This window comes from Streptomyces sp. NRRL S-495 (assembly GCF_000966955.1).
Taxonomy (GTDB): Bacteria; Actinomycetota; Actinomycetes; order Streptomycetales; family Streptomycetaceae; genus Kitasatospora; species Kitasatospora purpeofusca.
In genome coordinates, this window is sequence record NZ_JZWY01000085.1 from 24759 (window position 1) to 49793 (window position 25035).

At 75.3% G+C, this 25035-nt stretch carries 22 protein-coding genes; 9 read left to right on the top strand and 13 right to left on the bottom strand.

Annotation, left to right across the window (positions count from 1 at the left end; genetic code table 11):
- Positions 1-51 precede the first annotated feature (51 nt).
- The 4 genes from VR45_RS43725 to pdhA all read right to left on the bottom strand — a co-directional run bounded on the left by VR45_RS43725 (position 52) and on the right by pdhA (position 5641).
- Positions 52-1887, bottom strand: coding sequence for a globin domain-containing protein (locus VR45_RS43725; RefSeq protein WP_078896268.1), 1836 nt, complete (start codon positions 1885-1887; stop codon positions 52-54).
- Between the two features lie 231 nt (positions 1888-2118).
- A complete protein-coding gene (locus tag VR45_RS06025) occupies positions 2119-3489 on the bottom strand; it encodes a dihydrolipoamide acetyltransferase family protein (RefSeq protein ID WP_045938642.1) in 1371 nt (456 codons plus the stop codon).
- A gap of 5 nt (positions 3490-3494) precedes the next feature.
- Positions 3495-4502, bottom strand: coding sequence for an alpha-ketoacid dehydrogenase subunit beta (locus tag VR45_RS06030; RefSeq protein ID WP_045938623.1), 1008 nt, complete (start codon positions 4500-4502; stop codon positions 3495-3497).
- Positions 4502-5641 (bottom strand): pyruvate dehydrogenase (acetyl-transferring) E1 component subunit alpha, encoded by a 1140-nt coding sequence (gene pdhA / locus VR45_RS06035; RefSeq protein ID WP_045938624.1) that lies wholly within the window; start codon positions 5639-5641, stop codon positions 4502-4504. The genes VR45_RS06030 and pdhA overlap by 1 nt, the downstream gene beginning before the upstream one ends.
- Positions 5642-5805: 164 nt before the next feature.
- Here pdhA and VR45_RS06040 point away from each other — a divergent pair, with 164 nt between their 5' ends.
- A complete protein-coding gene (locus VR45_RS06040) occupies positions 5806-6252 on the top strand; it encodes an Lrp/AsnC family transcriptional regulator (RefSeq protein ID WP_078879731.1) in 447 nt (148 codons plus the stop codon).
- A 47-nt stretch (positions 6253-6299) separates the two neighbouring features.
- On the opposite strand, the gene VR45_RS06045 is transcribed toward VR45_RS06040, so the two are convergent.
- Complete coding sequence (locus VR45_RS06045; RefSeq protein WP_045938625.1) at positions 6300-6884, bottom strand: TetR/AcrR family transcriptional regulator; 585 nt, start codon at positions 6882-6884, stop codon at positions 6300-6302.
- 159 nt (positions 6885-7043) lie between these two features.
- Here VR45_RS06045 and VR45_RS06050 point away from each other — a divergent pair, with 159 nt between their 5' ends.
- From VR45_RS06050 to VR45_RS06060, 3 genes are all read left to right on the top strand, one after another.
- Complete coding sequence (locus tag VR45_RS06050) at positions 7044-8312, top strand: glycosyltransferase family 39 protein (protein WP_078896269.1); 1269 nt, start codon at positions 7044-7046, stop codon at positions 8310-8312.
- A gap of 168 nt (positions 8313-8480) precedes the next feature.
- Positions 8481-10181, top strand: a complete 1701-nt coding sequence (gene paaN, locus VR45_RS06055) for a phenylacetic acid degradation protein PaaN (RefSeq protein WP_045938626.1) — start codon at positions 8481-8483, stop codon at positions 10179-10181.
- A gap of 167 nt (positions 10182-10348) precedes the next feature.
- The gene (locus tag VR45_RS06060; protein WP_045938627.1) at positions 10349-11842 is read left to right on the top strand and encodes an FAD-dependent monooxygenase; all 1494 of its coding nucleotides are present in this window, start codon (positions 10349-10351) and stop codon (positions 11840-11842) included.
- A 73-nt stretch (positions 11843-11915) separates the two neighbouring features.
- Here VR45_RS06060 and VR45_RS06065 read toward each other — a convergent pair whose 3' ends face one another.
- The gene (locus VR45_RS06065) at positions 11916-12482 is read right to left on the bottom strand and encodes a CGNR zinc finger domain-containing protein (RefSeq protein ID WP_045938628.1); all 567 of its coding nucleotides are present in this window, start codon (positions 12480-12482) and stop codon (positions 11916-11918) included.
- 426 nt (positions 12483-12908) lie between these two features.
- Here VR45_RS06065 and VR45_RS06070 point away from each other — a divergent pair, with 426 nt between their 5' ends.
- The 4 genes from VR45_RS06070 to VR45_RS06085 all read left to right on the top strand — a co-directional run bounded on the left by VR45_RS06070 (position 12909) and on the right by VR45_RS06085 (position 17200).
- On the top strand, positions 12909-13847 hold the full coding sequence (locus VR45_RS06070; RefSeq protein ID WP_078896270.1) for a hypothetical protein: 939 nt from the start codon (positions 12909-12911) through the stop codon (positions 13845-13847).
- Between the two features lie 200 nt (positions 13848-14047).
- Positions 14048-14515, top strand: a complete 468-nt coding sequence (locus VR45_RS06075; protein WP_045938629.1) for a VOC family protein — start codon at positions 14048-14050, stop codon at positions 14513-14515.
- 82 nt (positions 14516-14597) lie between these two features.
- The gene (locus VR45_RS06080) at positions 14598-15530 is read left to right on the top strand and encodes a pyridoxamine 5'-phosphate oxidase family protein (protein WP_045938630.1); all 933 of its coding nucleotides are present in this window, start codon (positions 14598-14600) and stop codon (positions 15528-15530) included.
- A 263-nt stretch (positions 15531-15793) separates the two neighbouring features.
- Complete coding sequence (locus VR45_RS06085; protein WP_199925908.1) at positions 15794-17200, top strand: peptidoglycan-binding protein; 1407 nt, start codon at positions 15794-15796, stop codon at positions 17198-17200.
- 54 nt (positions 17201-17254) lie between these two features.
- Here the strand turns inward: VR45_RS06085 and VR45_RS06090 are convergent, their stop codons facing one another.
- The 7 genes from VR45_RS06090 to VR45_RS06120 form a co-directional block, all read right to left on the bottom strand.
- Positions 17255-18019, bottom strand: coding sequence for a TrmH family RNA methyltransferase (locus VR45_RS06090; RefSeq protein WP_045938646.1), 765 nt, complete (start codon positions 18017-18019; stop codon positions 17255-17257).
- Positions 18016-18327 carry a hypothetical protein gene (locus tag VR45_RS06095; RefSeq protein ID WP_353612665.1) on the bottom strand — a complete coding sequence of 104 codons (312 nt, stop codon included), beginning with the start codon at positions 18325-18327 and terminating at the stop codon, positions 18016-18018. The genes VR45_RS06090 and VR45_RS06095 overlap by 4 nt, the downstream gene beginning before the upstream one ends.
- A gap of 44 nt (positions 18328-18371) precedes the next feature.
- Entirely contained in the window at positions 18372-20519 is a 2148-nt protein-coding gene (locus VR45_RS06100) for an FUSC family protein (RefSeq protein WP_045938631.1), read from the bottom strand.
- A 5-nt stretch (positions 20520-20524) separates the two neighbouring features.
- Entirely contained in the window at positions 20525-21622 is a 1098-nt protein-coding gene (locus tag VR45_RS06105; RefSeq protein ID WP_234325851.1) for an HTTM domain-containing protein, read from the bottom strand.
- Positions 21623-21894: 272 nt separating this feature from the next.
- Entirely contained in the window at positions 21895-22554 is a 660-nt protein-coding gene (locus VR45_RS06110; protein ID WP_045938632.1) for a DUF5819 family protein, read from the bottom strand.
- Between the two features lie 94 nt (positions 22555-22648).
- Positions 22649-22948, bottom strand: coding sequence for a hypothetical protein (locus VR45_RS06115; protein WP_045938633.1), 300 nt, complete (start codon positions 22946-22948; stop codon positions 22649-22651).
- Positions 22949-22985: 37 nt separating this feature from the next.
- On the bottom strand, positions 22986-24146 hold the full coding sequence (locus VR45_RS06120; RefSeq protein ID WP_063772416.1) for a rhodanese-like domain-containing protein: 1161 nt from the start codon (positions 24144-24146) through the stop codon (positions 22986-22988).
- 266 nt (positions 24147-24412) lie between these two features.
- Here VR45_RS06120 and VR45_RS06125 point away from each other — a divergent pair.
- On the top strand, positions 24413-25035 hold a 623-nt coding region (locus VR45_RS06125), incomplete at its 3' end, for a PAS domain S-box protein (protein WP_159394125.1).

Consider the following 25035-nt stretch of genomic DNA (forward strand, 5'->3'; position numbering starts at 1 on the left):
CGCTGGGCGACTCACCGCGCCGCAGGGCGACTCACGGCCCCGCTGGGCGGCTCACGGCGCGGCCAGGTCGCCGACCAGGTCGTGCCGGATCCGCTCGGCCGGCAGCCCGGCCCGCAGCAGTACCCCGCTCGTCCGCCGGACCATCGCGGGCGGGCCGGAGAGGTAGGCCGTCCGTCCGGTCCACGGCCCGAACCTGGCCACCGCCTCCGGGAGTTCGCCCGCGAGCAGGCCCGCGGCGGCGGCCTCCGCCGTCCCGGCGCCGGGGCCGGACAGCACCGCGCGCACGGTCAGCCAGTGCTGCCGGTCAGCCAACTCCCGCAGCGCCGCCAGCTCGTAGAGCTCGGCGGGGGTCCGCGCCCCGTGGAACACCTCCACCGAGCGGCCCCCGGCGCCGCGCTCGGCGACCTCCTCGACGAGTGCCCGCAGCGGCGCGATCCCGGTGCCCCCGCCCACCAGCAGCAGGTCGCCGTCGTCGGCGTCGTCCAGGGTCATCCCGCCGACCGCCGGGCCGAGCCGCAGCACGTCCCCGGGCGCGGCCCGGTGCACCAGCGCGTTGCTCACCCAGCCCGCCTGCACCGCCTTGACGTGGAAGGTCAGCAGACGGTCCGGCCGGGGCGCGGAGGCGAACGAGAAGTGCCGCCAGACCCGGGGCCACCAGGGCGTCTCCAGACTGGTGTACTGCCCGGCGCGGTACGGGTAGGCCTGGTCCGGGCGGACGGTGAGCACCGCGACGTCCGGGGTCCGGCGCTCGTGCGCCACCACTTCGCCCTGCCACCAGGGCGGCGAGGTGCGGGCGGCCTCCTCGGCAGCCTCGATCATGATCGAGGAGACCAGCCGGTACACCCGGCGCCAGGCCAGCTCGGTCTCGGCGTTCCACCGGCTGCCGGCGTACTTGGCCAGCGCCGCCACCAGGCACTCGCCGACCGGGCCGTAGTGGCCGGTCAGCGTGCCGTAGCGGCGGTGGCCCCGGCCCAGCGCGCCCAGGTGGGCCCGCAGCCCCTCCGGGTCGCCGGCGCTGCGGGCGGCCGTCAGCAGGGCGCGGAACAGCCGGTCGCGCTGGACGTCCATGGCGGCCGGGAAGAGCGCCCTGATCTCGGGGTGGGTGAGGAAGATCAGCGCGTAGAAGTGCGCGGTGGCCCGGTCCGCGACCGGCTCGACGACCGCCAGGCTGGTCCGGATCAGTTCGATGTCCCGGGCGGTGGGCGGCAGTTCGGCGGCGGCGCGGGGATCCGGCACCGCGGCCGACGCCTCGGCCGTGGTCGGCACCGCGGCCGGTAACGGGGCCTCCGACGCGTCCACTGCCGGCGGAGCGGTCGGCGGAACGGCCGGCGGAACGGCCGGTGACGCGTCCCCGCCGAGGGTGCGCAGCGCCCACGCGCGGGACCACTGGTCGCCGGGTCCGGCCCAGTTGAGCCCGGGCGCGCTGGTGAACAGCGGCTCGATCACGGGGCCGCCGTGCGCCGCCGCCGCTGCGGGCGGGGCCGGCACGGCAGGCGGTTGGACGGGCCGAGGGGGGACGACCAACGGCGTCGGGAGGGCGGGCGGCGCGGACGGCGGCGCCGGGACCACCGGCCGGACGGACTGCACCGGCACCACGGGCAGGACGGACTCCACCGGCAGGACCGGGCCGGTCACGACGGGCCCGGTCACGATCGGTCCGGGTGCCACCGGTCCGGGCCCGACCGGCCCGAACACCGGCGGCAGGTCCGGCGGAACCGGCGGCACGTAAGGCTCCGCGGACGGCGCGACGTCCACCACGGCATCCACTACCGCGTCCACCACGGCATCCGGCCCGACGCCCGGCGCGGCCTCCGGCAGCCCGGGCACGGCCGAGGCCGCCGCCGAGCCGTGCCCGGTACGGACCAGGAGTGTCCTGCGGGACTTCACCGCAACGTTTCGAGTACCCAAGAGAATCGTTTCGCCTCCGGCCGGCCTACGCCACCACCTGGCTTGTCTCTGTTGACGCCCAGGAAGCGTGGCATGCCCGAAGTGCTCATCCGACAAATAGCGTGAAGCCCGGACACCCGCCCCCCGGACGCGCTACTCTCCCCGCCGCGCTCGCCCTGGGTGTCGGTTCCACCACCCAGGGCGAGCAACGCCGCCGACCGGAACGCGGGCTCAGAGCCGCCGCAGCAGCACGCCCGGCTGCTCGACACAGTCCGCGACGAACCGCAGGAACCCGCCCGCGGTACCGCCGTCGCAGACCCGGTGGTCGAAGGTGAACGACAGCTGGGTCACCTCGCGCACCGCCAACTCGCCCTGGTGGACCCAGGGTTTGGCGACGATCCGGCCCACCCCGAGCATCGCCGCCTCCGGATGGTTGAGGATCGGGGTGGAGCCGTCCACCCCGAACACCCCGTAGTTGTTCAGGGTGAACGTGCCGCCGGTCAGCTCGGCCGGAGCGATCGCCCCGGTTCGCGCCGCCTCGGTCAACCGGCCCAGCTCCTCGCCGAGTTGCTCGGTGGTGAGGCGCTGCGCGTCCCGCACCACCGGGACGACGAGGCCGCGCTCGCCCTGCGCCGCGAAGCCCAGGTGCACCGCCGAGTGCCGCAGGATCCCCGAACCGTCAGCGGTCACACTGGAGTTGAGATCGGGGAAGCGCTCCAGCCCGACCGTGCAGATCCGGGCGAGCAGCGCCAGCACGCTCACCTTCGGCCCCGGCACGGCGTTCAACTGCCGTCGCAGCGCCATCAGTTCGGTGGCGTCGGCGTCCACCCAGCAGGTCGCGGCGGGGATCTCCCGATGGCTGCGGCCGAGCTTCTCGGCCACCGCCTTGCGCAGTCCGCGCAGCGGCACGACGGACCCGGCGCCGGAGGGCGCCGTCCCCACCGGACCCGCCGCCGCGACAGCAGGAGCAGCGGGCGCCACGGCGACCTTGGCCGCGACCGCGCGTTCGACGTCCGCCCGCATGATCAGGCCGTCCGGCCCGCTGCCGGCGACCGCCGCCAGCTCCACGCCCTGCTCCCGCGCCAGCCGTCGCACCAGCGGCGAGATCACGGCCGGCACACCGCCCGCGACCACCGGAGCCGGAGCAGCCACCGGCACCGGGGCCGAAGAAGCCACCGGGACCGAAGGAACCACCGGAGCCGAAGCCCGAGCGACCGCGGCCGCCCCGCCGCCCCCGACCCGGCGCCGCCGTCCGCCCCGGTCCGGCTCGGCGACCCCGTACCCGACCAGCGGCCGTTCCACCTCCGCCGCCCGCTCCACCACCGGCACCGCCGCGAGCGGCCGCTCGCCCTCGCCCGGCGACACCGCGACCGTCACCAGCGGCGCGCCGACCAGGACCTCCTCGCCGACCGCGCCGAACAGCGCGGTCACCACCCCGCCGTAGGGACAGGGCACCTCGACCACCGCCTTGGCGGTCTCCACCTCCACCACCGGCTGGTCGATCGCGATCACCTCGCCGACCTCGACCAGCCAGCGCACGACCTCCGCCTCGGTGAGCCCCTCACCGAGGTCGGGCAGGGTGAACTCGCGCACGACGGGCATCATCCTCAGTCCTCCCACTGCAGCCGGGCGACCGCGTCCAGGATCCGGTCCACCCCGGGCAGGTGGTGGTGCTCCAGCATCGGCGGCGGGTACGGGATGTCGAATCCGGTGACCCGCAGCACGGGCGCCGCCAGGTGGTGGAAGCAGCGCTCGGTGACCCGGGCGGCGATCTCCGCGCCGGTGCCGCCGAAGCCGCCCGCCTCGTGCACCACCACGGCCCGGCCCAGCGAGCGCACCACCCGGCAGACCGTCTCGTCGTCGAACGGCACCAGGGTGCGCAGGTCCAGCACCGCGAGGTCCCAGCCCTCGGCCTTCGCCACCTCGGCCGCCTCCAGGCAGACCGGCAGCGAGGGGCCGTAGGTGATCAGCACCGCGGAGGTGCCGGTGCGGCGCAGCACGGCCCGCCCGATCGGCTCGACCGGGGCGGCCGGGTCGAACCCGTCCTTCCCCCAGTACATCCGCTTGGGCTCCAGGAAGACCACCGGGTCGTCCGAGGCGATCGAGGCCCGCAGCAGCCCGTACGCGTCGGCCACGGTGGCGGGCGTGACCACGTGCAGGCCGGGGGTGGAGGCGTAGTACGCCTCGGAGGCGTCGCTGTGGTGCTCGACGCCGCCGATGCCGCCGCCGTAGGGGATCCGGACGGTGATCGGCATCGGCAGCCGGCCGGCGGTGCGGTTGCGCATCTTGGCGACGTGCGAGAACAGCTGCTCCAGCGCCGGGTAGGCGAAGGCGTCGAACTGCATCTCGACCACCGGCCGCAGCCCGTACATGGCCATGCCGACGGCGGTGCCGAGGATGCCCGCCTCGGCCAGCGGGGTGTCCAGGCAGCGTTCGGGGCCGAACTCGGCGGTCAGTCCGTCGGTGATCCGGAAGACGCCGCCGAGCGCGCCGACGTCCTCGCCGAGCATGTGCACCGTCGGGTCCTCGCGCATGGCGTCGCGCAGCGCCGTGTTGAGCGCCTGCGCCATGCTGGCGGTGCGGGCGGGGGCGGCGGGGGAGACAGCGGTCGTCATCAGGGCTGCACCTCGGCCTCGGCGGCCAGTTCCTCGGCCAGCTGCGCCGCCTGCTCGCGCAGTTGCGGGGTCGGCTCGGCGTACACGTGGGCGAACAGGGACATCGGGTCGAGTTCGGGCTCGGCGTGGAACTCGGCGCGCATCCGGGCCGCGAGCGCCTCGGCCTCCTCGGCCGCCTCCCGGACCAGCTCGTCGTCCAGCACCCGGAGCTCGCGCAGCGCGCGCTCCATCAGCAGGATCGGGTCGTGCTCCCGCCAGGCCGCGACCTCGGCCTCGGTCCGGTAGCGGGTGGCGTCGTCGGCGTTGGTGTGCGCCTCGACCCGGTAGGTGAGGGCCTCGACCAGGGTCGGGCCGCCGCCGGTGCGGGCCCGCTCGACGGCCTCGGCCAGCACCCCGTGCACGGCGGGCGCGTCGTTGCCGTCGACCAGCCGGCCGGGCATCCCGTAGCCGACGGCCTTGTGGGCCAGGGTCGGGGCGGCGGACTGCGCGCTGAGCGGGACGGAGATCGCGTAGCCGTTGTTCTGGACCAGGAAGACCACCGGGGCCTGCAGCACGGCGGCGAAGTTCAGCGCCTCGTGGAAGTCGCCCTCGCTGGTGCCGCCGTCGCCGAGCATGGCCAGCGCGACCGCCGGCTCGCCGCTCAGCCGGGCGGCGTGCGCAAGTCCGACCGCGTGCGGGCCCTGGGTGCCCAGCGGGGTGCAGAGCGGCGCGGTCCTGGTGGCCCTGGGGTCGTAGCCGGTGTGGGCGTTGCCGCGGAGCAGGGTGAGGGCCTCCAGCGGGTCCACGCCGCGGGAGACGACGGCCAGGGTGTCGCGGTAGCTGGGGAAGAGCCAGTCGCGCTCCTCGAGCACCAGCGCGGCGGCGACCTGGCAGGCCTCCTGCCCGGTCGAGGCGGGGTAGACGGCGAGCCGGCCCTGCTTGGTGAGGGTGGTGGCCTGCTGGTTGTAGCGGCGGCCGACGACGAGGCGGCGGTACAGCTCGCGGAGCAGCACGGGATCGTGCTTCTCCAGCGCGGGCGTACCGAGGACGCGGACCGGAGCAGGGTCCGGGAGCAGCGGGGCCGGGTCGGTGCGGGGGGCGGTGGCCCCGGGCAGCCAACCGGGCACGGCCGTGTGGTTTCTGTGGTCGAGAACGGTCATCTCGGGGCACCTCCAGGGGTGGCGGGGGCTCCCTACCGATTGTTCGGTCGTCTGTTCATCTTGACCAGAAGCGTGCGAAGGTGGTGGACAATCGGCCCGGGTGGCGGTCGACTGGTGGCATTGCGTCCAATCGTCAGGGGTGGGGGGTCATGTCGGCTGAACAGATGTCCAGACTCGACCGGGTCGACCGGGCGATCCTGCGGCTGCTGCAGCAGGACGGCCGCGCCTCCATCCGCTCGGTGGCCGAGCGGGTGCACGTGTCCCGGGCGAACGCGTACGCCCGGATCTCCAGGATGGTCGAGGACGGCGTGATTCGCGGCTTCACCGCCAGGGTGGACCACGAACGCGCAGGTCAGGGGGCTTCCGCCTACATCACCCTGAAGATCGTGCAGAACTCCTGGCGGACGGTGCGGGAGCAGTTGCTGGCCCTGCCGGGGGTCGCGCACATCGCCCTGGTCGGCGGTGACTTCGACGTCCTGCTGCTGGTGCACACGGCCGACAACCACGCCCTGCGGGAGCTCGTGCTCAACCGCATCCAGTCGATCCCCCAGGTGCTCGGCACCCGCACCATGCTGGTCTTCGAGGAGACCGACCAGGTCCCGCCGGACTGACGGACGGGCTTGCCGCTCCCCGCCCCGTCCGGGCGCCCGGAGGCGCCCTACCGCGCCCGGAGGCCGTCGAAGGCCAGGTGCACCACCGCGTCGGCGACGCCGTCGGCGGCCTTGAGGCCCGGCCGGTACCACTCCACGATCGAGTTGATCATGCCGAAGAGCAGCCGGGTGGCCAGCCGCGGTTCGACGTCCGCCCGCAGCGCGCCGTCCGCGACGGCGGCCCGCAGCAGCTCGGCCACCTGGTGGTCGAAGTCCCGGCGGCGCTCCAGCGCCCACTGCTCGGTGGCCGTGTTGCCGCGCACCCGCAGCAGCAGGGTGACGTAGGGCAGCTCCGCGAGCAGCACCTCGGCGGTCCGGCGCACCACGTGCTCCAGCCGCTCCACTGCCGGCCCCTCGACCGCGCCCGGCTCGGCCAGGATCCCGAACAGTCCGTCCAGGGCCCGCCCGACGGCCAGCCGGAGCAGTTCCTCCTTGCCGCGCACATGGTGGTAGATCGAGGACTTGGAGATCCCGGCCGCGCGCGACAGGTCCTCCATCGAGGTGCCGTCGTACCCGCGCTCGTTGAACACGTCGACGGTCACCGCGAGCAGGGACTCCACGGTGTAGGCGGTGCGCGGGGTGTGATCGGCCATTCCCCGAGTATCCCCGCCCGTCCGGCCCGGCCCGCGCCCGGGTGCCCCGCCCGGCCCGGCCCCGACGGCGCCCGGGGGCCCTGGTCCACACCAAAGCCCGGAGGCAGACCCTAGACTCGGCGGACGATCCGTCCGAGGCCGAGCAGGTGGGGAAGTCGCATGAGCGCAATACCGGCAGTCGAATCCGATCTGCCCGAACAGCGTAGCGGCGTCACCACGACCGAGCCCGCCCTCGACTGGCGCGAGCGCGCCCGGGACCTCGTCCTGCGCTTCGGCCCGGCCGTGTGGTGCTACGCCGTCCTGAAGCTGGTCGGCTTCACCGTCTTCATGAAGCTGCTCTCCTTCTCCGGGGACTACCTCGAGAAGCACCCCCGTTTCGGCGGCGGCGCCAACCCCTGGGACGTGCTGGCCAGCTGGGACGGCTGGTGGTACCAGCAGGTCGCCCAGTTCGGCTACCACCCGGCGCTGGTGAGCGTCCCCAACGGCGTCCCGGGCTTCACGATCGAGCAGAACTCGGCCGCCTTCTTCCCGCTCTACCCGGGCCTGATGCGGCTGGTCTCCGAGGTGAGCCCGTTCGGCCTGTACGGGGCCGGGATGATCGTCTCGGTGGTCGCCTCGCTGTTCGCCGCGGCCGGCATCTACGCCGTGGTGGACCGGATGGCCGGCCCGCGCGCCGGCGTGATCGCGGCCGGCCTGTGGGCGATCGCCCCGGGTTCGGGCGCCGAGTGGGCGCTCTACTCGGACTCGCTGTTCGTCGCGCTGGCCGCCTGGTCCTGCTACTGCGTGATGACCAAGCAGTGGGTGGCGGCCGGGGTGCTCACCCTGGTCGCGGGCCTCAACCGGCCCACCTCGGCGGCGCTGATCGGCGCGGTCGGCCTGGCCGCCCTGGTGGAGCTGTACCGGCGGGAGAGCGGGGTGGCGCGCCCGCTGACCGCGATGCTGCTGGCCCCGGTCGGCCTGCTCGGCTACGTCGGCTGGGTCGGCTGGCGGACGGGCGAGTGGGGCGGCTACTTCACCCTGCAGCACGACGCCTGGCTGCACTACTTCGACTGGGGCCAGGGCACCTGGGCCGCGCTCCGCGGCGTACTGCTGGGCCGCAACGACTACCCGTTCGCCTGGCACACGGCCGACATGCTGGCGACGCTGATCGTGCTGAGCCTGCCGGTGCTGATCGTGCTGCTGGTCCGGCTGCGCCCGCCGCTGGTGCTGACCGCGTACACCCTGGCCACCATCGTCTCGGTGCTCGGCAGCCTGGGCATCTTCGGCAACACCTCGCGCTACCTGCTGCCGGCCTTCCCGCTGCTGATCGCGCTCGCGGTGGCGATGCGGAAGCTGAGCTGGCCGGTGCTGGCGGTGGTGCTCGGCTCCGGGGCGGTCGCCTCCGGCTGGTACGGCGGGTACGTGATCTTCGAGCTGGGCATCCCGTAACCCCTCCGGCAACCCGGCCCGGGGGCGCGTCCGTTTCGGACGCGCCCCCGGCGTTTTCGCCCGCCCCCGGTGCGCTCCCGCACTCCGACCCCGTTCGCCCTCTTGAGCCGACCGATCGTTCGGTTACTCTGTGACGTGTCCCGTCCTCCCCTCTGAGGAGCGCACACCATGTCCGCAGCGGTCACCCACCCCCTCGTCGCCGAACTCGTCGAACGCCACCGGGCCACCCTGGCGGCCGCGGTCGACGCCGCCGCCAAGCGCGACTACTGGTCGCCCTACCCCGAGTTCCCGAAGGCCTACGGCGAGAGCGCCGCCGCGGACGGCCGGGCCGCCTTCGAGTCCCTGCTGAACCAGCCGTTCGAGCTGCCCGGCCACCCCGCCGACGGCGACCTGGTGGGCGGCGAGGTCTCCCCGTACGGCCTCGAACTGGGCATCGGCTACCCGCACGCCGGGCCGGACGCCCTGATCGCCGCGCTGTCCGCCGCCCGCCCGGCCTGGGCCGCCGCCGGACCGCTCACCCGCGCCGCGGTCTGCCTGGAGATCCTGGCCCGGATCAACGCCCGCTCGCACGAGTTCGCCAACGCGGTCATGCACACCACCGGCCAGGCCTACGCGATGGCCTTCCAGGCCGGCGGCCCGCACGCCCAGGACCGGGGCCTGGAGGCCGTCGCCTACGCGTACGCCGAGCAGACCCGGCTGCCGGAGAGCGCCGGCTGGACCAAGCCGCAGGGCAAGCGGGACCCGCTGGTGATGACCAAGGAGTTCACCGTCGTCCCGCGCGGCCTGGCGCTGCTGATCGGCTGCAACACCTTCCCGACCTGGAACGGCTTCCCCGGCCTGTTCGCCTCGCTGGCCACCGGCAACCCGGTGCTGGTCAAGCCGCACCCGCGGGCCGTGCTCCCGCTGGCGCTCACCGTCCGGATCGCCCGCGAGGTCCTGGCCGAGGCCGGCTTCGCCGCCGACCTGGTCTGCCTGGCCGCCGAGCACGAGGGCGGCACGGTGGCCCGGACCCTGGCCGTCCGCCCCGAGATCAGGCTGATCGACTACACCGGCTCCACCGCCTTCGGCGACTGGCTGGAGGAGCACGCCAAGCAGGCCGAGGTCTACACCGAGAAGGCCGGCGTCAACACCGTCGTCGTCGACTCCACCGACGACTACAAGGGCATGCTGAACAACCTGGCCTTCTCGCTCTCGCTGTACAGCGGCCAGATGTGCACCACCCCGCAGAACCTGCTGGTCCCGCGCACCGGCATCGACACCGACCAGGGCGCCAAGTCCTACGACGAGGTGGTCCGCGACCTCGCCGCCGCCATCGAGGGCCTGCTCTCCGACGACGCCCGCGCCGCGGCCGTCCTCGGCGCCGTGGTCAACCCCGGCGTGCTGCAGCGCTCGGCCGCCGCGGCCGGCGGCGAGTACGGCGAACTCGCCCTCGCCCCGCGGGCCGTGGAACACCCGGAGTTCCCGGGCGCGACCGTCCGCACCCCGGCGCTGGTCACGCTGGACGCCGACAAGCCGGACGACCGCGCGGTCCTCCGCGCCGAGTGCTTCGGCCCGGTCTCCTTCGCCGTCGCGGTCGAGAACACCGCCGCCGCCGTCGAGCTGCTGCGCGACACCGTCCGCACCCAGGGCGCGATGACCGCCGCCGCCTACACCACCTCCGCCGAGGTCGAGGCCGCCCTGGTCGAGGCCGCCCTCGACGCCGGCGTCTCGCTCTCCCTCAACCTCACCGGCGGGGTGTACGCCAACCAGACCGCCGCCTTCTCCGACCTGCACGGCACCGGCGCCAACCCGGCCGCCAACTCCGCCTACTGCGACGGCGCCTTCGTCGCCAACCGGTTCCGCACCGTGGAGATCCGGCGCCACAGCTAGCCGCCACGACCGAGCCCGGTGCCACCCTCCGGCGGCCCGTGCCTCCGGTCCCCGGCCACGCGCCGGGGACCGGAGATTCACAACGTCACTCCCGGGAAGCGATGATGGGGGCCGGGGAAACGCCACACACGGCGTCCAGCCGCTGTTCGAGCACCGGGAGCTGACACATGACCGAGAAGCAAGCCGTCACCGACGTCATCGTGGTCGGCGCCGGGCCGACCGGCCTGCTGCTGGCCGGCGACCTCGCCGCCGCCGGCCTGGGCGTCACCGTGCTGGAGAAGCGCGCCACCGAGTCCGACCTCACCCGGGCGTTCGCCGTGCACGCCCGCACCCTCGAACTCCTCGACGCCCGCGGCCTCGCCGACGAGCTCATCGCCACCGGCCGCCCGGTCGAGGCGCTGAAGGCCTTCAACCGGGTCCGGATCGACCTCGGCCACCTGCCGACCCGCTTCCCGTTCGTCCTGCTGACGCCGCAGTACCACACCGAACGGCTGCTCCACGAGCGGGCGGTGAAGGCCGGCGCGACCGTCCTGCGCGGCGCCGAGGTGACCGGCCTGCGGCAGGACCCCGAGGGCGTCACCGTCGAGACGGTGCGCGACGGCGCCACCACCACCCACCGGGCCCGCTACGCGGTCGGCGCCGACGGCGTCCGCTCCACCGTCCGCGACCTGCTCGGACTGCCCTTCCCCGGCGAGTCGGTGGTCGACTCGGTGCTGCTCGCCGACGTCCGCCTGGAGCGCGAGCCCGAGGACGGCATCGCCGCCGGCGCCGACGAGAACTGCTTCGCGCTGCTGGTGCCGTTCGGCGACGGCTGGTACCGCGTACTCGCCCGGGACCGCGCCGAGCAGGTCCCGGACGGCACCGCGCCCGGGCCCGAGCTGCTCGCCGACATCGCCCGCCGCGCCCTCGGCGAGGACTACGGACTGCACGACGTCCGCTGGAGCTCCACCTTCCACAGCGACGAGCGGCAGGTCCCCGACTACCGCTCCGGCCGGGTGTTCCTGGCCGGCGACGCGGCCCACTGCCACTCCCCGGCCGGCGGCCTGGGCATGAACACCGGCCTCCAGGACGCCGCCAACCTCTCCTGGAAGCTCGTCGCCGTCCTGCGCGGCCGGGCCGACGACACCCTGCTCGACAGCTACCAGACCGAGCGGCACCCGGTCGGCCGGGCGGCCCTGCGCGCCTCCGGTGCGATGATCCGGGTCGCGCTCGCCCAGTCCGCCGCCACCCGGGCGCTGCGCGGGGCGCTGGTCCAGGTGGCCGGGCGGGTCGACGCCGTGGTGGACCGGGGCGCCCGCACCGTCTCCGGCCTCGGCATCGCCTACGCCGCCCCCAAGGACGCCCACCCGCTGGTCGGCAAGCGGGTCCCGGACCTGCGGCTGACCGCCCTGGAGCCGCCGCGCGAGGACGGCCCGGCCGCCCCGCAGCGGCTCTACGAGGCACTGCGGGCCGGGAGGTTCGTCCTGGTCAGCAATGACGAGGTGGCGGCCGCCGACCCGTGGCGGGAGCACCTGGTCACGGTCGCCCCGGCCGACCCGCACGGCAAGCTGCGCGACACCGTGCTGCTGATCCGCCCCGACGGCTACGCCGCCTGGGCCGCCGTCGACCCCGGGGCCGGCGAGCTGCGCGCCGCCCTCACCGAGTGGCTCGGCGAGGCCTGACCCGCCCGCGCGGCCCGGGGGAGCGGCGCCCTCCCGGGCCGCCCGCCGGGCGGCCCGGGGCTTCGGCCCGGCGCTACGGACGCGCCTTCTCGTAGTGCCGGGCCGCCTTGGCCCGGTTCCCGCACACGGCCATCCGGCACCAGCGGCGCCGGCCGTTCTGCGAGGTGTCGAAGAAGTGCAGGATGCACGCGTCGTGCGCGCACTTCTTGATCCGCCCCGGGCCCTGCGCCAGCAGCCCCAGGAAGTCGTCCACCACCAGCCAGGCGGCCAGCCACCGCGGCTCGTCCACCTCGACCCGGTCCACCGGCCCCGCCGCCGAGGCCTCCCGCCGGACCCGCCCGTGCCGCAGCACCGCGTCCAGCCCGGCCAGCGCACCGGCCCCGGGCAGCCCGCCCGCGTCCAGCTCCCGGACGGCCGTCCTGACCGCCTCCCGGGCCTCCCGCAGGGCGTCGAGCCCGGGCCCGTCCGCCGGGCAGCGGTCGGCCAGCCCGGCCGTGGAGAGCCAGATCGCGTGGCCGTCCGGCTCGGCGAGCAGATCGTTCACCGGCTCACCGGCCCACCGCGTGTTCAGCAGGTCGAGCGCGAGCGGCTCGCCGAGCAGCGGGCGCGGGTCCCGCGGGTCTGCTGTCCGCTCGGTCATCGACGCTCCCTCGCTCTCGGCCGTCTCTCGCTCCCGGCCGGTTCGCCCGCTCCGGGCCGGTCCCCGAGTCTACGTCGGGCCCCCGTCCCGGGGCCCCTGGCCGGAACCTGCCGCCACCGGTCCGGAACGCACCACCCGGCCGGGAAAAGGCCCGTCTGTTTCCGCACTGTTTCAAGATCGCTAACCCTGTGGCAGACCGCCCGTGACCACTGTCATACGCACGACTGATGACGTAGCCTCTCGACCGTGCATAGGGTTCCCCACAGCTCGGCGAGGCCGTTGACGGCGCGTTCCGGCGCCGTTCCGGGTCTGCCGCACCCGCTCGGTGGGGAAGGTAACCACATGGCCTCACAGCATCCCCAGGACGCTCGACTCAGACTGGTCGGGCCGCGCCCTGACACGGCCGCATCCGCACCCCGGCCGCCCGTGCCCCCGCTGTCGCCCGCGCCGACGCCGGGGCGTCCCAGCCCCACCGGCGGCTTCGCCGACACCCTGCACGTGGCGATCGAGGCCAGCGGCCTCAGCCTGGACCGGATCCGCGCCGCCCTGGCCCAACGCGGCGTCAGGGTCAGTGTCACGACGCTGAGTTACTGGCGGCGCGGCCGCAGCCAGCCCGAGCGGGCCAGCTCGCTGCGCGCCGTCCACCTGCTGGAGGAACTCCTCGGCCTGCCGCACTCCACGCTGTCCGCGCTGCTCGGCCCGCCGCGCCCGCGCGGCCGCTGGGCGGCCAGTGCCGGCGCCAGCCACCTGCGGCTGGAGGACGTCTGGCCGGGCGAGCAGCAGATCGCCGACGTCTTCGCCGAACTGGACGCGCCGCCGGCCGGCGAGCTGGAGCGGCTCTCGGTCCACGACTCGTACTTCGTCGACGCCGACCGGCGCGGCAACCTGCTGCGGATGCGCCAGGTGGTCCGCGCCACGGTGTCCGGAGTGACCCGCTGCCTGGTGGTGCACAAGGCCGACGAGGAGGCGACCGGCTGCCCGGAGATCACCGGCGTCCGGCACGGCCGGCTCGGCCGGGTGCGCCGCCGCCCGGACACCGGCCTGATCGTCGGCGAGGTGATGCTGGACCGCCCGCTGGGCCTCGGCGACAGCACGGTCTTCGAGTACGAGGTCGAGATCCCCTCCGGCGGCGCCGAGACGACGGAGTACAGCCGCCGCTTCGCCACACCGGTGCGCGAGTACGTGCTCCAGGTCCACTTCGACCCGGCGACCGTGCCGGTGCACTGCGAGCGCTACGACCGCGACCCGGGCGCGGACGTCGACCGCCGCCGCGAGCAGCTCTGGATCGGCGCCTCGGCGAGCGCCCAGATCCTCGCCCCCGACCAGCAGCCGGGCCACATCGGCGCCCGGTGGGAGTGGGAGTAGCCGCACCCCGGCCCGGCGCCGGCGCGCCCGCTCCTCCGCACCCCGCAACTCCGGATTTGTCATGGCAGAGCCATGACCGGAATTTCTAACCATTGAAACCGCCCGTACCGGTTGACCCTCTCCGAGGATAACCACTACCGTCGTCAGCAACGGTTAGACAGCGGCGCCCCGCGGCGCCCTGACCACGGGAGTGATCAGGCATGTCCGGCACCATCAGCAGCACCCTGCAGACCGGCCACGTGGGCCTGAACGTCACCGACCTCGCCCGCTCCACCGCCTTCTACCGGCGCGTCCTGGGGCTGGAGCTGGTCGCGGAGGGCACCGACCCGGAGCACCGCTACGCCTTCCTCGGCCGCGACGGCCGGCCGGTGCTCACCCTCTGGCAGCAGAGCGAGGGCGCCTTCGCTACCGCCGCCCCCGGCCTGCACCACCTCTCCTTCCAGGTCGACTCGCTCGACGAGGTCCGCGCCGCCGAGGCCCTGCTGCGCGAGCTGGGCGCCTCCTTCGCCTACGACGGCGTCGTCCCGCACCGCGAGGGCGCCGCCTCCGGCGGGATCTTCTTCACCGACCCCGACGGCATCCGGCTGGAGATCTACACCCCGGCGGGCGTCGACGAGACCGGCGCCGAGGCCCCCACCGCCTCCGCCCCGACCTGCGGCTTCTTCTAGAAACTCTTTGCAAAGTGCACTTTGCAAAGAGTTCTGCAAACACCTCCAGGACGTACCGCCCGGCCCGAGGGAGGCACCCGTCATGACCGCCACTGGCACCCCCTACCACCCCGGCGAACGGGCCGTGCAGGCCCGGGCCGGCCGCACCGACCGGGCGGACCACTCCGGCCGCGCCGTCGGCAGTACCGTCCCCGCCGTGGCCGCCCGCTTCCTGACCGAGCGGCGGATGCTGGTGGTCGGGGCGGCCGACGCCGACGGCCGGCTCTGGGCCACCCAGCTCAGCGGGCCGGCCGGCTTCCTGCGGGCCCCCGACGAGCGGACGGTGACGGTGGCCGCCCACCCGGCCGAGGCCGACCCACTGGCCGCCGCCCTGGCCCGCCCCGCCGAGGTCGGCACCGTGGCCCTGGACCCGGCCGCCCGCCGCCGGATGCGGGTCAACGGCCGCTCCGCACCGGACGGCCGGGGCGGCCTGGTGATCGCCGCCGAGCAGGTCTACGCCAACTGCCCGAAGTACATCCAGCGCCGCCACCCGGTGGACCGCCCCGGCGCCGGCGCCCCGCGCCGGGTGGCGGCCGGCCCGCTGCTGAGCACCGCCCAGCAGCTGCTGGTGAGCACCGCCGACACCTTCTTCGTCGCCACCGCCGGCCCGGACGGCCGGACGGACGCCTCGCACCGCGGCGGCAACCCCGGCTTCCTGCGGGTCCTCGGCCCGGACCGACTGCGCTGGCCCGACTACGCGGGCAACAACATGTTCATGACCCTGGGCAACCTGGAGTTCGACCCGCGGGCCGGACTGCTCGTCCCGGACTGGGAGACCGGCGGCGCGCTGCTGGTCACCGGCGAGGCCAGGACCGACTGGTCCGACCCGGCCGCCGCCGGCCTGCCGGGAGCCGAACGGGTGGTCGACCTGACCGTCACCGGCGTCGTCGAACTGGCCGACGCCACCCCGCTGAGCTGGACCGAACCCGAGTACTCACCCGCCAACCCGCCCGCCTCCGCACGCCCCGTCAGCTGACAGCGGGACAGTCCGACGGGCCGCCAGCACAGCCTCCCAGCCGACCGCCTGCCCCGCTCCCACACCGCCCACGCGCCACGCCCGCGCCACGCCCGGGATACCGAACGGCAGTCACCCGCGCGGCGCAACCCACCGCGCCGACCAGGTGTCCGCTTTGGGACTTTGGTCCGGATGACACACGGTGTCGCCCTGGGAAGGAATGTGCTGTCCCGCCGTCAGCGGCCCGACGGACACCCTCCCCCACCAGGAGAAAGAGGCGGAGCATGACCAGAACCGGCCGACCGGCCCCGTTGCCGCGGTTCGACCTGCTGCGGTTCGACCTACTGCGGTTCGACGAGGTCGAACCGGAGGACGACTGCATATGCGGGGGCTGCGCCACCCGCCGCCGCGCCCGGCTGCACGCCGCACCGGTGCACGAAGGCGGCCACGCCGCGGCCCGCAGCGTCCGCCGCCGGGCCGCCGTCCTGATGGCCGCCGTCGGCACCGCCCTGGGCGGCGGCGCGGTCGGGGCGGCCACCGCGGCACCCGCCCCGGCACCGACCCCCGGCGGCCCGATCGCCCCCCGCACCGACACCCCGCAGGGCGAGGTCGGCGGTCTCTACGGCGAGAGCCTCTACGGCGAGACCGCCACCGACGAACGGGCGGCCGCCGCGCAACCCGTCACCCGGGCCTCGATCATCGAACGGGCGCAGCGCTGGGTCGACCAGAAGGTCCCGTACAGCATGAGCCGCTACTGGTCGGACGGGTACCGCCAGGACTGCTCCGGCTTCGTCTCGATGGCCTGGGGGCTGGGCAGCAGCCAGACCACCTGGACCCTGCCGGACTTCGCCGAGCGGATCACCAAGGCCGAGCTCCAGCCCGGTGACGTTCTGATCCACAACGACCCGGCCAGTCCCCGGGGCGGCTCGCACGTCACCGTCTTCGGCGGCTGGACGGACTCCGCCCGCACCCGCTACCTGGCGTACGAGCAGACGTCCCCGGGCGCCACCAGGCGGGCGACCCCGTACGCCTACTGGTCCAACTCGGCCACCTACGTCCCGTACCGCTACAAGGCGCTCACCACTGGTGGGAGCAGCAGCGACGGCGCCGCGGCCACGGCCTTCCCGGGTGCCGACAAGTTCGGTCCGGGTGCCGACAACGCCTATGTCACCAGGCTGGGCGAGATGCTGGTGCGGCGCGGCGGCGGCCGGTTCTACACCGAGGGGCCGGGGCCGCGCTGGAGCGAGTCGGACCGGCGGGCCACCGAGGCGTTCCAGCTCGCGCAGGGCTGGCGCGGCGGTGAGGCGGACGGCCTCCCGGGCAAGGACACCTGGGACTACCTGGTCAACGGCAAGGGCCGGAACATCGACGGCGCCGCCCCGCTGCCCCCGCCCCCGCCCTCCTCACCACCGCCCCCGTCACCGTCCCCGTCCTCATCGCCCGGCAGTAGCTCGCCGGCCTTCCCCGGCCCCGGTGCCTTCGGCCCCGGCGTGGTGGGCGACCAGGTCGAGCGGCTCGGCGGTCAGCTGGTCCGCAAGGGCTTCGGCGCCGCCTACGCCGAGGGCCCGGGCCCGCGCTGGACGGATGCCGACCGGAGCAATGTGCGGGCGTTCCAGGAGGCGATGGGGTGGAGCGGCGCCGAGGCCGACGGCTACCCCGGGCCGGACACCTGGCGGGTGCTGTTCTCCTGACCCGTCCGGCCCGGCCTCCTGACCCGCCCGGCCCGGCCCACCCCGACGACCGGGTCAGACCGCGCCGCCGGGCGGGCGCCCCGACATCCAGTGGAACAGCCCCATCGCCACGCTGGTCGCCAGGTTGAAGCTGGAGACCCCGGGCCGCATCGGCACCGCGACCAGCCGGTCGGCCCGCGCCCGCAGCTCCGCCGAGACGCCGTGCCGCTCGGTGCCGAAGGCGAGCACCGCGTCGTCCGGGAAGGCCGTCTCCCGGATGTCGGTGCCCTCAGGGTCGAGCACATGGAGCGGACCGGCCGGCAGCTCCGGCAGGGTCAGCCGCTCCACGGCGGTGGCGAAGTGCAGGCCCGCGCTGCCGCGCAGCACGGCGGGGTGCCAGGGGTCCAGTTCGCCGGTGGTGACCACGCCGGCCGCGCCGAAGCCGGCCGCCAGCCGGATCACGGCGCCCACATTGCCCAGGTTGCGCGGGTTCTCCAGCAGAACAACGGGCGCCGACCGGGGCCGGACGGCCAGCGCGGCGCGGTTGGCCTCGGCGGTCGGGCGCATTGCCAGGGCGACCACGCCGGTCGGGCTCAACCGGGGTGCGAGCGTGCGCAGCGCGGCCTCCGGCAGCTCGACGGCCAGGGCGTCCAGTGCCGGGGCGACGTCCGGGGCCAGTTCGGCGGCCAGTGCCAGCAGCGCGGCCCGGTCGGCGGTCAGCACCTGCCGGACGGCGCCGCCGAACCGCAGCGCGTGCTTCAGCGGGTGGAAGCCGTCCAGCAGGACGGCACCGGGCTCCTCGGCGCCGGTCCGCCAGGCGCGCAGCAGTTCCTCGTTCATCCCGCCCACTCTGCCACCACGGGCTCGCCCGGCCGACCGGCGGCGGCGATCACCTGGTCGAAGGTGAGCGGTTCACCGGGCTCCCCGTCGGACGCTCCGGGCCGCAGCCCGGCCAGTGCCAGGTCCAGGTGCCGGTGGACGAGCGCGCCGCCGGCGTCCAGGGCGGCCAGACCGCCCGGGAGCGGGCGGGAGACCCGGACGCAGAGCAGCACCAGATCGCCCATTCCGACGTCCGTGCGCAACTGCCCGGCGTCCTGGGCGGCTCGCACCAGCCTCCTGACCGCCACGCGGCGCGAACCGGACCCCACCGCGGCCCGCCGAACCGGGCCCCACCGGCCCGCCGGACCGGCCCCTAACGTCCGGTCGGCTCCGGCTCGCGCCGCTCGGCGGAGCCGACCGTGCCGCCGCCCCGCAGCGCCCGCTCCAGGTCCTTCAACGCCTGCAGCAGCAGCCTGGTCCCGGCCCGCACCACGTCCCGCTGCACCCCGGGCGGCGCGTCGGAGAGCCGCCGCTCCAGCCGCTCCTGGGCCTCCCGGACGGCGCCGAAGTCCACCGGCTGCCCGGTCAGCAGCGCGCCCGCCGCCAGCGCGGTGGCCAGCCGCAGTTCCTCGGCGAACTCGGCCGCCCCCGGCACCGGCTCGGCGTCGGGCCCGGGCAGATGGGCCTCCAGCAGGACGGCGACCCGCCCGAGGTGGCCGACCGCCGCCCGGGCCCGGTCCAGCTGGCGGCGGCTGACCCCGGGCAGGCCGGAGGCGTGCCGGCCGGGTTCGGCGTCGGCCCGCTGCATCGCCTGGAGCAGTTCCGAGCGCGCCTCCCGGGAGTCCAGCAGTGCCCCGCGCACCTCCCGCCCGCGCGGGGCGGCCGGCCGCTCGTAGACGGCGAGCGCCTCGGCCGTGTACCGCCCGGCGGCGGCCAGCCACTCGGCCAGCCGCTCGCCGAGCCTGGCGGTCTGCCAGGTCGGGAAGAGTGCGTAGACGAGCAGGGCCAGCGAGCCGCCGAGCATGGTGAGGCCGACCCGTTCCACGGCGGTGACCAGCGGGTTCCCCTCCTGGAGCCCGAGCAGGAAGACCGCGTAGGAGGAGATGCAGGCGGTGATCACGGCGTAGCCGGTGCGGAAGGTCAGATAGGCGCCGCCGATCGAGAGCACGGCGAGTGCGGCCAGCACCCATTCCCCGGGCCGCGCCAGCTGCACCACCAGGGTGGAGACCGCCACCCCGGCCGACGTCCCGGCCAGCCGGGCCACGCCCCGGCTGTAGGTCTGGGCGAAGTCGGGGCGCATCACCATGGCGGCGGTCATCGGCGCCCAGTAGCCGTGCTCGAAGCCGGCCAGCCGGGCCAGCAGATAGGCGGCGGTGACCACTGCGGCCAGCCGGACGGCGTGCTGGAAGACCGCCGAGTGCGGCCGGAACTGCCGCCGCACCGCGCGCAGTGCCGTCGGCAGCATCTTGATCAGCGGCGGCTTGCGCAGCGTCCCGCCGGGCTGGACGACGGGGGTGTCGATGGTGTCCTCGGCGCCCCGGTCGAGCGCGTCGGCGGCGCCGCGGAGCAGTCCGGCCAGTCGGCGCGCGGCGCGGCGGGCGGCGCCGCGCAGTTCCGGGCCCTCGGTCCGGGCGACCAGGGTGAGGGCCGGGGCGGAGGAGGGCAGCCGGAGCGGGTCGCCGGTGCGGATCGCCCGGGCCAGGGCGTCCATCGCCTCGGCGGCGGCCGCCAGTACCTCGCGGGCCCGGTCGCGTTCGGGGCCCTCCTCGGGGGCGCCGACCTTGGGGTCGGCGATCGCCGCCAGGGTGGGCCTGATCCGTTCGGCGAGGCCGCGCAGGCCGCGCAGCTCGGGCGGGCGGTTGCGGTCCTGCCAGGGGGTGAGCGCGGCGGCGTGCCGGGCCGTCATGAACGGGGCCGGGTCGATGTGCGCGGTCGGGTCCTGGCGCAGCCGCCGGGCGTAGTCGGCGAGTTCGGCGTAGGTGTCGGCGAGCGCCTCGCGCTGGGCGGTCCAGCTGCCGATCGGCCAGACGGTGATGACCAGTGCCTGGACGACGCCGCCGAGCGCGCAGACCAGTCCGTGGCCGAGCGCGGTGAGCGGGCTGACGGGCAGCTGGACCACGATCAGCATCACCGAGAGGGTGTTGGCGGCGACGATTCCGGCGGTCGGCCCGATCGCCCAGGTGAGTCCGGCGCCGAAGGCCCAGACCGCGAGCAGCACCGGGAAGGCTCCGGGCACTCCGACCGCCAGGTAGCCGAGGAAGGTGCTGATGCCGAGTCCGGTCCCGGCGGCGACGGCGAGGGTGGCGCGGGGCCGGAAGCTGCGCTGGAAGGTCGCGGTGCCGGCGATGAACGCGCCCATCGCGGCGGAGGTGGCGAGCCTGGCGTCGCCGAGGGCCAGGGTCGGGAAGAGCACCAGGGCGACGGCGACCGCCCCGCGCACCGCCCGTTTGGGGTCGGTGAGCGCCCGGTCGACGGTCAGTCCGGTCCGCGCGGTGTCTCGAAGTGCGGCGAACCAGGACATAACGGTCAGCTTAGTGGTGCCCTCCGCGGCCGGATCCGCGCGACCCGCGCCCCGACCCAGCACAGCGCCGCCGTCGGCAGGAAGACCGCGTCCGCCGCGATCATCGCCAGCGAGAACACCGGCAGCCCGAGCAGTACGGCGATCCCGATGTGCTCGGCCATCATCACCACCAGCAGCGCGTTCTTGACTCTCCGGTCGACCAGGGTGAACGGGAAGCCGACCTGGAGCAGCACCGTCCCGTAGGAGATCAGGAACACCGGCAGCAGCGCCCCGCCGACCAACCCGGACAGCCCCGGCCAGGGCGTGAAGTAGTCCAGGTGCAGCGGGTAGTACAGCGCGGTGCCGTCCTGCCAGCGCGAGCCCTGCACCTTGTACCAGCCGGCCGTGGCGTAGATCAGCACCACCTCGACGGCGATCACCAGCATCGCGCAGTTGTGCACCATGGTCGCCAGCGCGTCCAGCACCGCCCGGGTCTCGCCCTCCGGCGCCAACCGTTCGGCCAGCCACCACAGCCCGGCCACCGCCCACAGCCCCCAGAACAGCGGCGCCCAGCCGACGTACGGGAACCCCGGGGTGGTCCAGTCCAGGCTCGTCCCGGCGAAGCCGCCCAGCTGACAGACCAGCAGCAGCGCTCCGAGCAGCGTCCAGAGCGGCACCCCGCTCCGCCCGGACTCCCCCCGGCGGGCGTCCAGCGACCACACCTCGGCGCACCGGGTGAAGACCAGGTAGATCGCCATCAGGTGGACGATGTTGTCGCCGCCGTCGCCGAGGAAGACATTGCGGTTCTGCAGCGACAGCACGGTGACCAGGAACAGCACCGTGCTCGCCCTGGTCCGCCAGCCGAGCAGGACGGCGAGCGCGGCCAGCACCGCCAGGTGGTAGACCAGCTCGAACCAGGGCCGCCCGCCGAACCAGGGCAGCACGGTCAGCGCCCGGTTGTCGGCCAGCAGTTGCTGGGCCAGGTCGGTCGACCAGGGCGAGGTGTCGCCGTACAGCAGCCGCCGGTTGGGCCACTCCCGGAGCAGGTAGGCCAGCCAGACCAGCCCGAAGCCGATCCGCACCGTCGCCGCCTGGTACCGCCCGAGCACCCGCCCGGTGAACACCGCGACCGCCCGCCCGGCGAGCCCGGCCGGTCCGGTCCGCCGAGTACCGGCGGGCGCGGCGGCCGCCTCCGGGCCGGGCTGCCGGGGGATCCCGGCCACCACCGCGGCCGCGACCGCCGCCACAGCCGCTCCCTCGACCGTCTCCCCGGCCGGACCGGCAGGACCAGCCACATCGGCCGCATCGGCCGCGGCGGCCGTGCCGGTCAGGTCGGCCGCGTCGGCCGTGCCGGTCACGTCGGACACCTCGCCCGCTCCGCCGGGCACCGCCCCGCTCACCGCAGCCCCCGCAGGTCCCCGGCCTTCACCGGCCACCAGGGCAGCTCCCGCACCTTCGGCGCGGCGGGCGCCGCCTCCTCGCTCCACTCCGGCGGCGCGACCGTCGTAGTGGTCACCCGCAGCTCGACCGCCACCACCGGCCGCCCCTCCACGCTCGGGCCGATCCGCTGCACCGCGATCCGCTTCAGGTACTCCTCGGCGAGCCGGCCGCGCGGATTGGTCGTCGACTCGTCCTGGGCGCTGTGCGAGCCGTCGTAGAAGTCCCACGCGCGCCGCAGCAGGTTCTGGTCCGCGTGGCTGGGCGCCGGATTGCCCCGGATCGCGGCGATGTCCTGCGCGGTCAGCCCGACCCACTCGTGGATCCGCGCCTCCCCGTCCGGCGACTCGGTGCGCACCCGGGCGTCCACGGCGATGTTCTGCTGCAGCGGATTGGGCGCGAACAGCTTCCAGTTCTGCTCGAACTCCGGATAGATCAGGCCGTCCACCTGCTCCCGGTACTCCCGGGACAGCGAATTGGCGGGCGCCACATGCAGGAAGACCGCGCCGAGGAAGAGCCCGGTGGTGCCGGTCAGCAGGGCTCCGGCCACGCCCAGGACGACCCGCGCGGGCGTCGACCAGGGCCGGCCGACGGGCGGCGGGTCCGTACTCTCGGCCATGAACTCCCCCGGGGACGGGTGGGGCCGGCACCGCGCCGGCCCGGTCGCGCGCCCATCCTGCCCTACTCCCCGGGCCGGACGGATCCCCCTGGCCTCAGCCGGTCCGCTCCGGCACCGCAGCCGGCTCCGGCACCGCCGCCTGGGCCGCGAGCACCGCCCGCCGCCGCCGGCGCAGCACCGGCACGGCGATCAGCAGCAGCAGCCCGCCGGCCGCGGCGGCCACGATGGCCGCCGTCGAGTGGCCCGCCGCCAGCAGCAGCTGGCCGACCAGCTCGACCACCAGCGTCGCCCCCGACAGCAGCAGCACCGAGCGCCGCAGCGCCGCGAGCGCGGCGGCGACCTCGGCCGGCACCTCCTCGGCCCCGGCCGGCCGCGTCCCGGTCTCCCCGCTCATGCTTCCCCCCCGTCGTCCGTTCCCCCTCGGAGACGCCCTACAGGACGAAGGCGTCCTGCCCGCCGCTGCTCACCATCGGGCGGCCGGCGCCGTCCCAGGCGTACATCCCGCCGTCCACGTTGACCGCCTCCCGGCCGTTCTGCACCAGGTACTGGACGACCTGCGCGGAGCGCCCGCCGACCCGGCAGAGCACGTACAGCTTCTCGTCCGGCAGCTCGCCGAGCCGGGCGACGACCTCGCCGATCGGGATGTGCAGCGCGCCCGCCACGTGTCCGGCGTCCCATTCGTCCTGTTCCCGGACGTCCAGCAGGGCGGCGTCGGCGGGCACGGCGGCGGCGTCGATGGTGGGGATCTGCGCGAACATCGTCTGGTTCTCCTGGGCTTCGGGATCGGCGCCGTCATTGTCCCCCACCGGACGGCCGCCGAGCAGCCCTTCCAGCTCGGCCTGCTGGGCGGCGGCCCTGGCCAGCAGCTGCTCGGCCAGCTCGGCCAGCAGCCCGTCCGGGTCCTGCGGGGCCAGCGCGAGCAGTTCGCCCATCGCGCTGCGCTCCAGCCGGACCTGCTCGGCGGCCAGCTCGCCGATCCGCCCGGTCAGCCACTCCAGCCGGCGGCGCAGCCAGCCGAGCCGGTCGGGGGAGTCGGTCGCGGGCGCGGCCTCGGGCGCGGTGGACCACTCGGCGGACAGCGTCTCCAGGGCGCCGGTGTCGCCGTACGCGTAGGCCTCGTTGACCCGGGCCAGGAACGCCGCCCGGCGCTCCTGCTCGGCCGGGTCGGTGGACAGGTCGGGGTGGGCCCGGCGCACCAGCTCGCGGTAGATCCGCTGGGCGTCCCGGCCGGGACGCACCCGGACCGGCGCGGGCGGCGGCGGGGCGTCCTCCTGCGCCTGGACGCTGTCGAACAGCGCGTCCAGGTCCGGCATGTCCTCCACCCGCTGCCGCGCCTCGTGGGCCCGCCGGAGGTCCTCCGGGAGCCCGGTGCGGGTGGCCACGGCCTCGGCCAGCAGCGCGTCCAGCTCGTCCAGCCGGGCGTAGAGCGGACCGAGCAGCTGGTGGTGGATCAGCGCGAAGTTGTCGATCTCGACGCGCAGCGTCCGCACGTCGACGTCCATGGTCAGCCAGGCGAGTTCGGCGGCCTCGACCCGCTCCTCCAGCTCCCCCTGCTGCGGATCCGTCCAGCGGACGGGGATCTGCGCGGTCACCTCTGGCCTCCGTCTCCTGCTGTCCGGTGCGGGGCCGGCCTGGCCCGTGCTGCGACCCTACCGCCCGTACCCGGCCCGGCCTGCGGGCCGGACGGGGAGTGCGGAGGGGCGCACGGCGTGTGACACGCAACTGATACCGAGGAATCTCCCCGTTTCGCTATCGAGTCCCGGCCGGTCCGTGCTTCGCTGGTATCCGCACAGCATGCCTTCCTCCGGAGAACCGGCCGTCTCCAGGCGTGGCGGCCAGGCGGGAGCAGACCGAATCCATGGTGGACGATCCAAACTCCACACCGCGTCCGACGGGCACCGCTCCGGAGCCCGGCACCGCACCGGGCGACCAGCCGTCGGGGGTGGTCGCCCTGGTCCGGCTCGCCGTCGTGCTGGTCGACCGCGAGGGGCGGATCGCCCAGTGGAGCCGGGCCGCCGAGGAGCTGTTCGGACACCGCGCCGAGGCCGTCCACGACCGGCCGGCCGCCGGCCTGCTGCCCGCCGCCGAGCCGCGCAGCGTGCCGGGCCAGGCCGGGCCGGGCGCCGTCGGCCGTCGCCGCCGCGACACCTTCACCACCCTCGCCGAGCTGACCTCCGACGGCGCCGCCTGGGCGGGGCAGCTGCCCGTGGTCGACCGCGAGGAGCACCTGCGGGACGTGCTCTGGTGGGCCTACCCGCTGGACGGCCCGGCCGGCCGGCTGCTGGCCCTGGCCGCCGACGCCCGCCCGCTGCGCTCCGCCGGCCCCCGGCTGGCGCTCGGCGAGCGGCAGTTGCCGTTCGCCGCCGCCCCGGGCGCCCTGGGCGGCTTCCACCGGCTCTCCGCCGCGCTGGGCGCCGCCGGCCGGCCGGTCCCCGGACCGCTCGCCGCCGTGCTGCCCGGCGCCGCCGAGAGCCGCGGGCC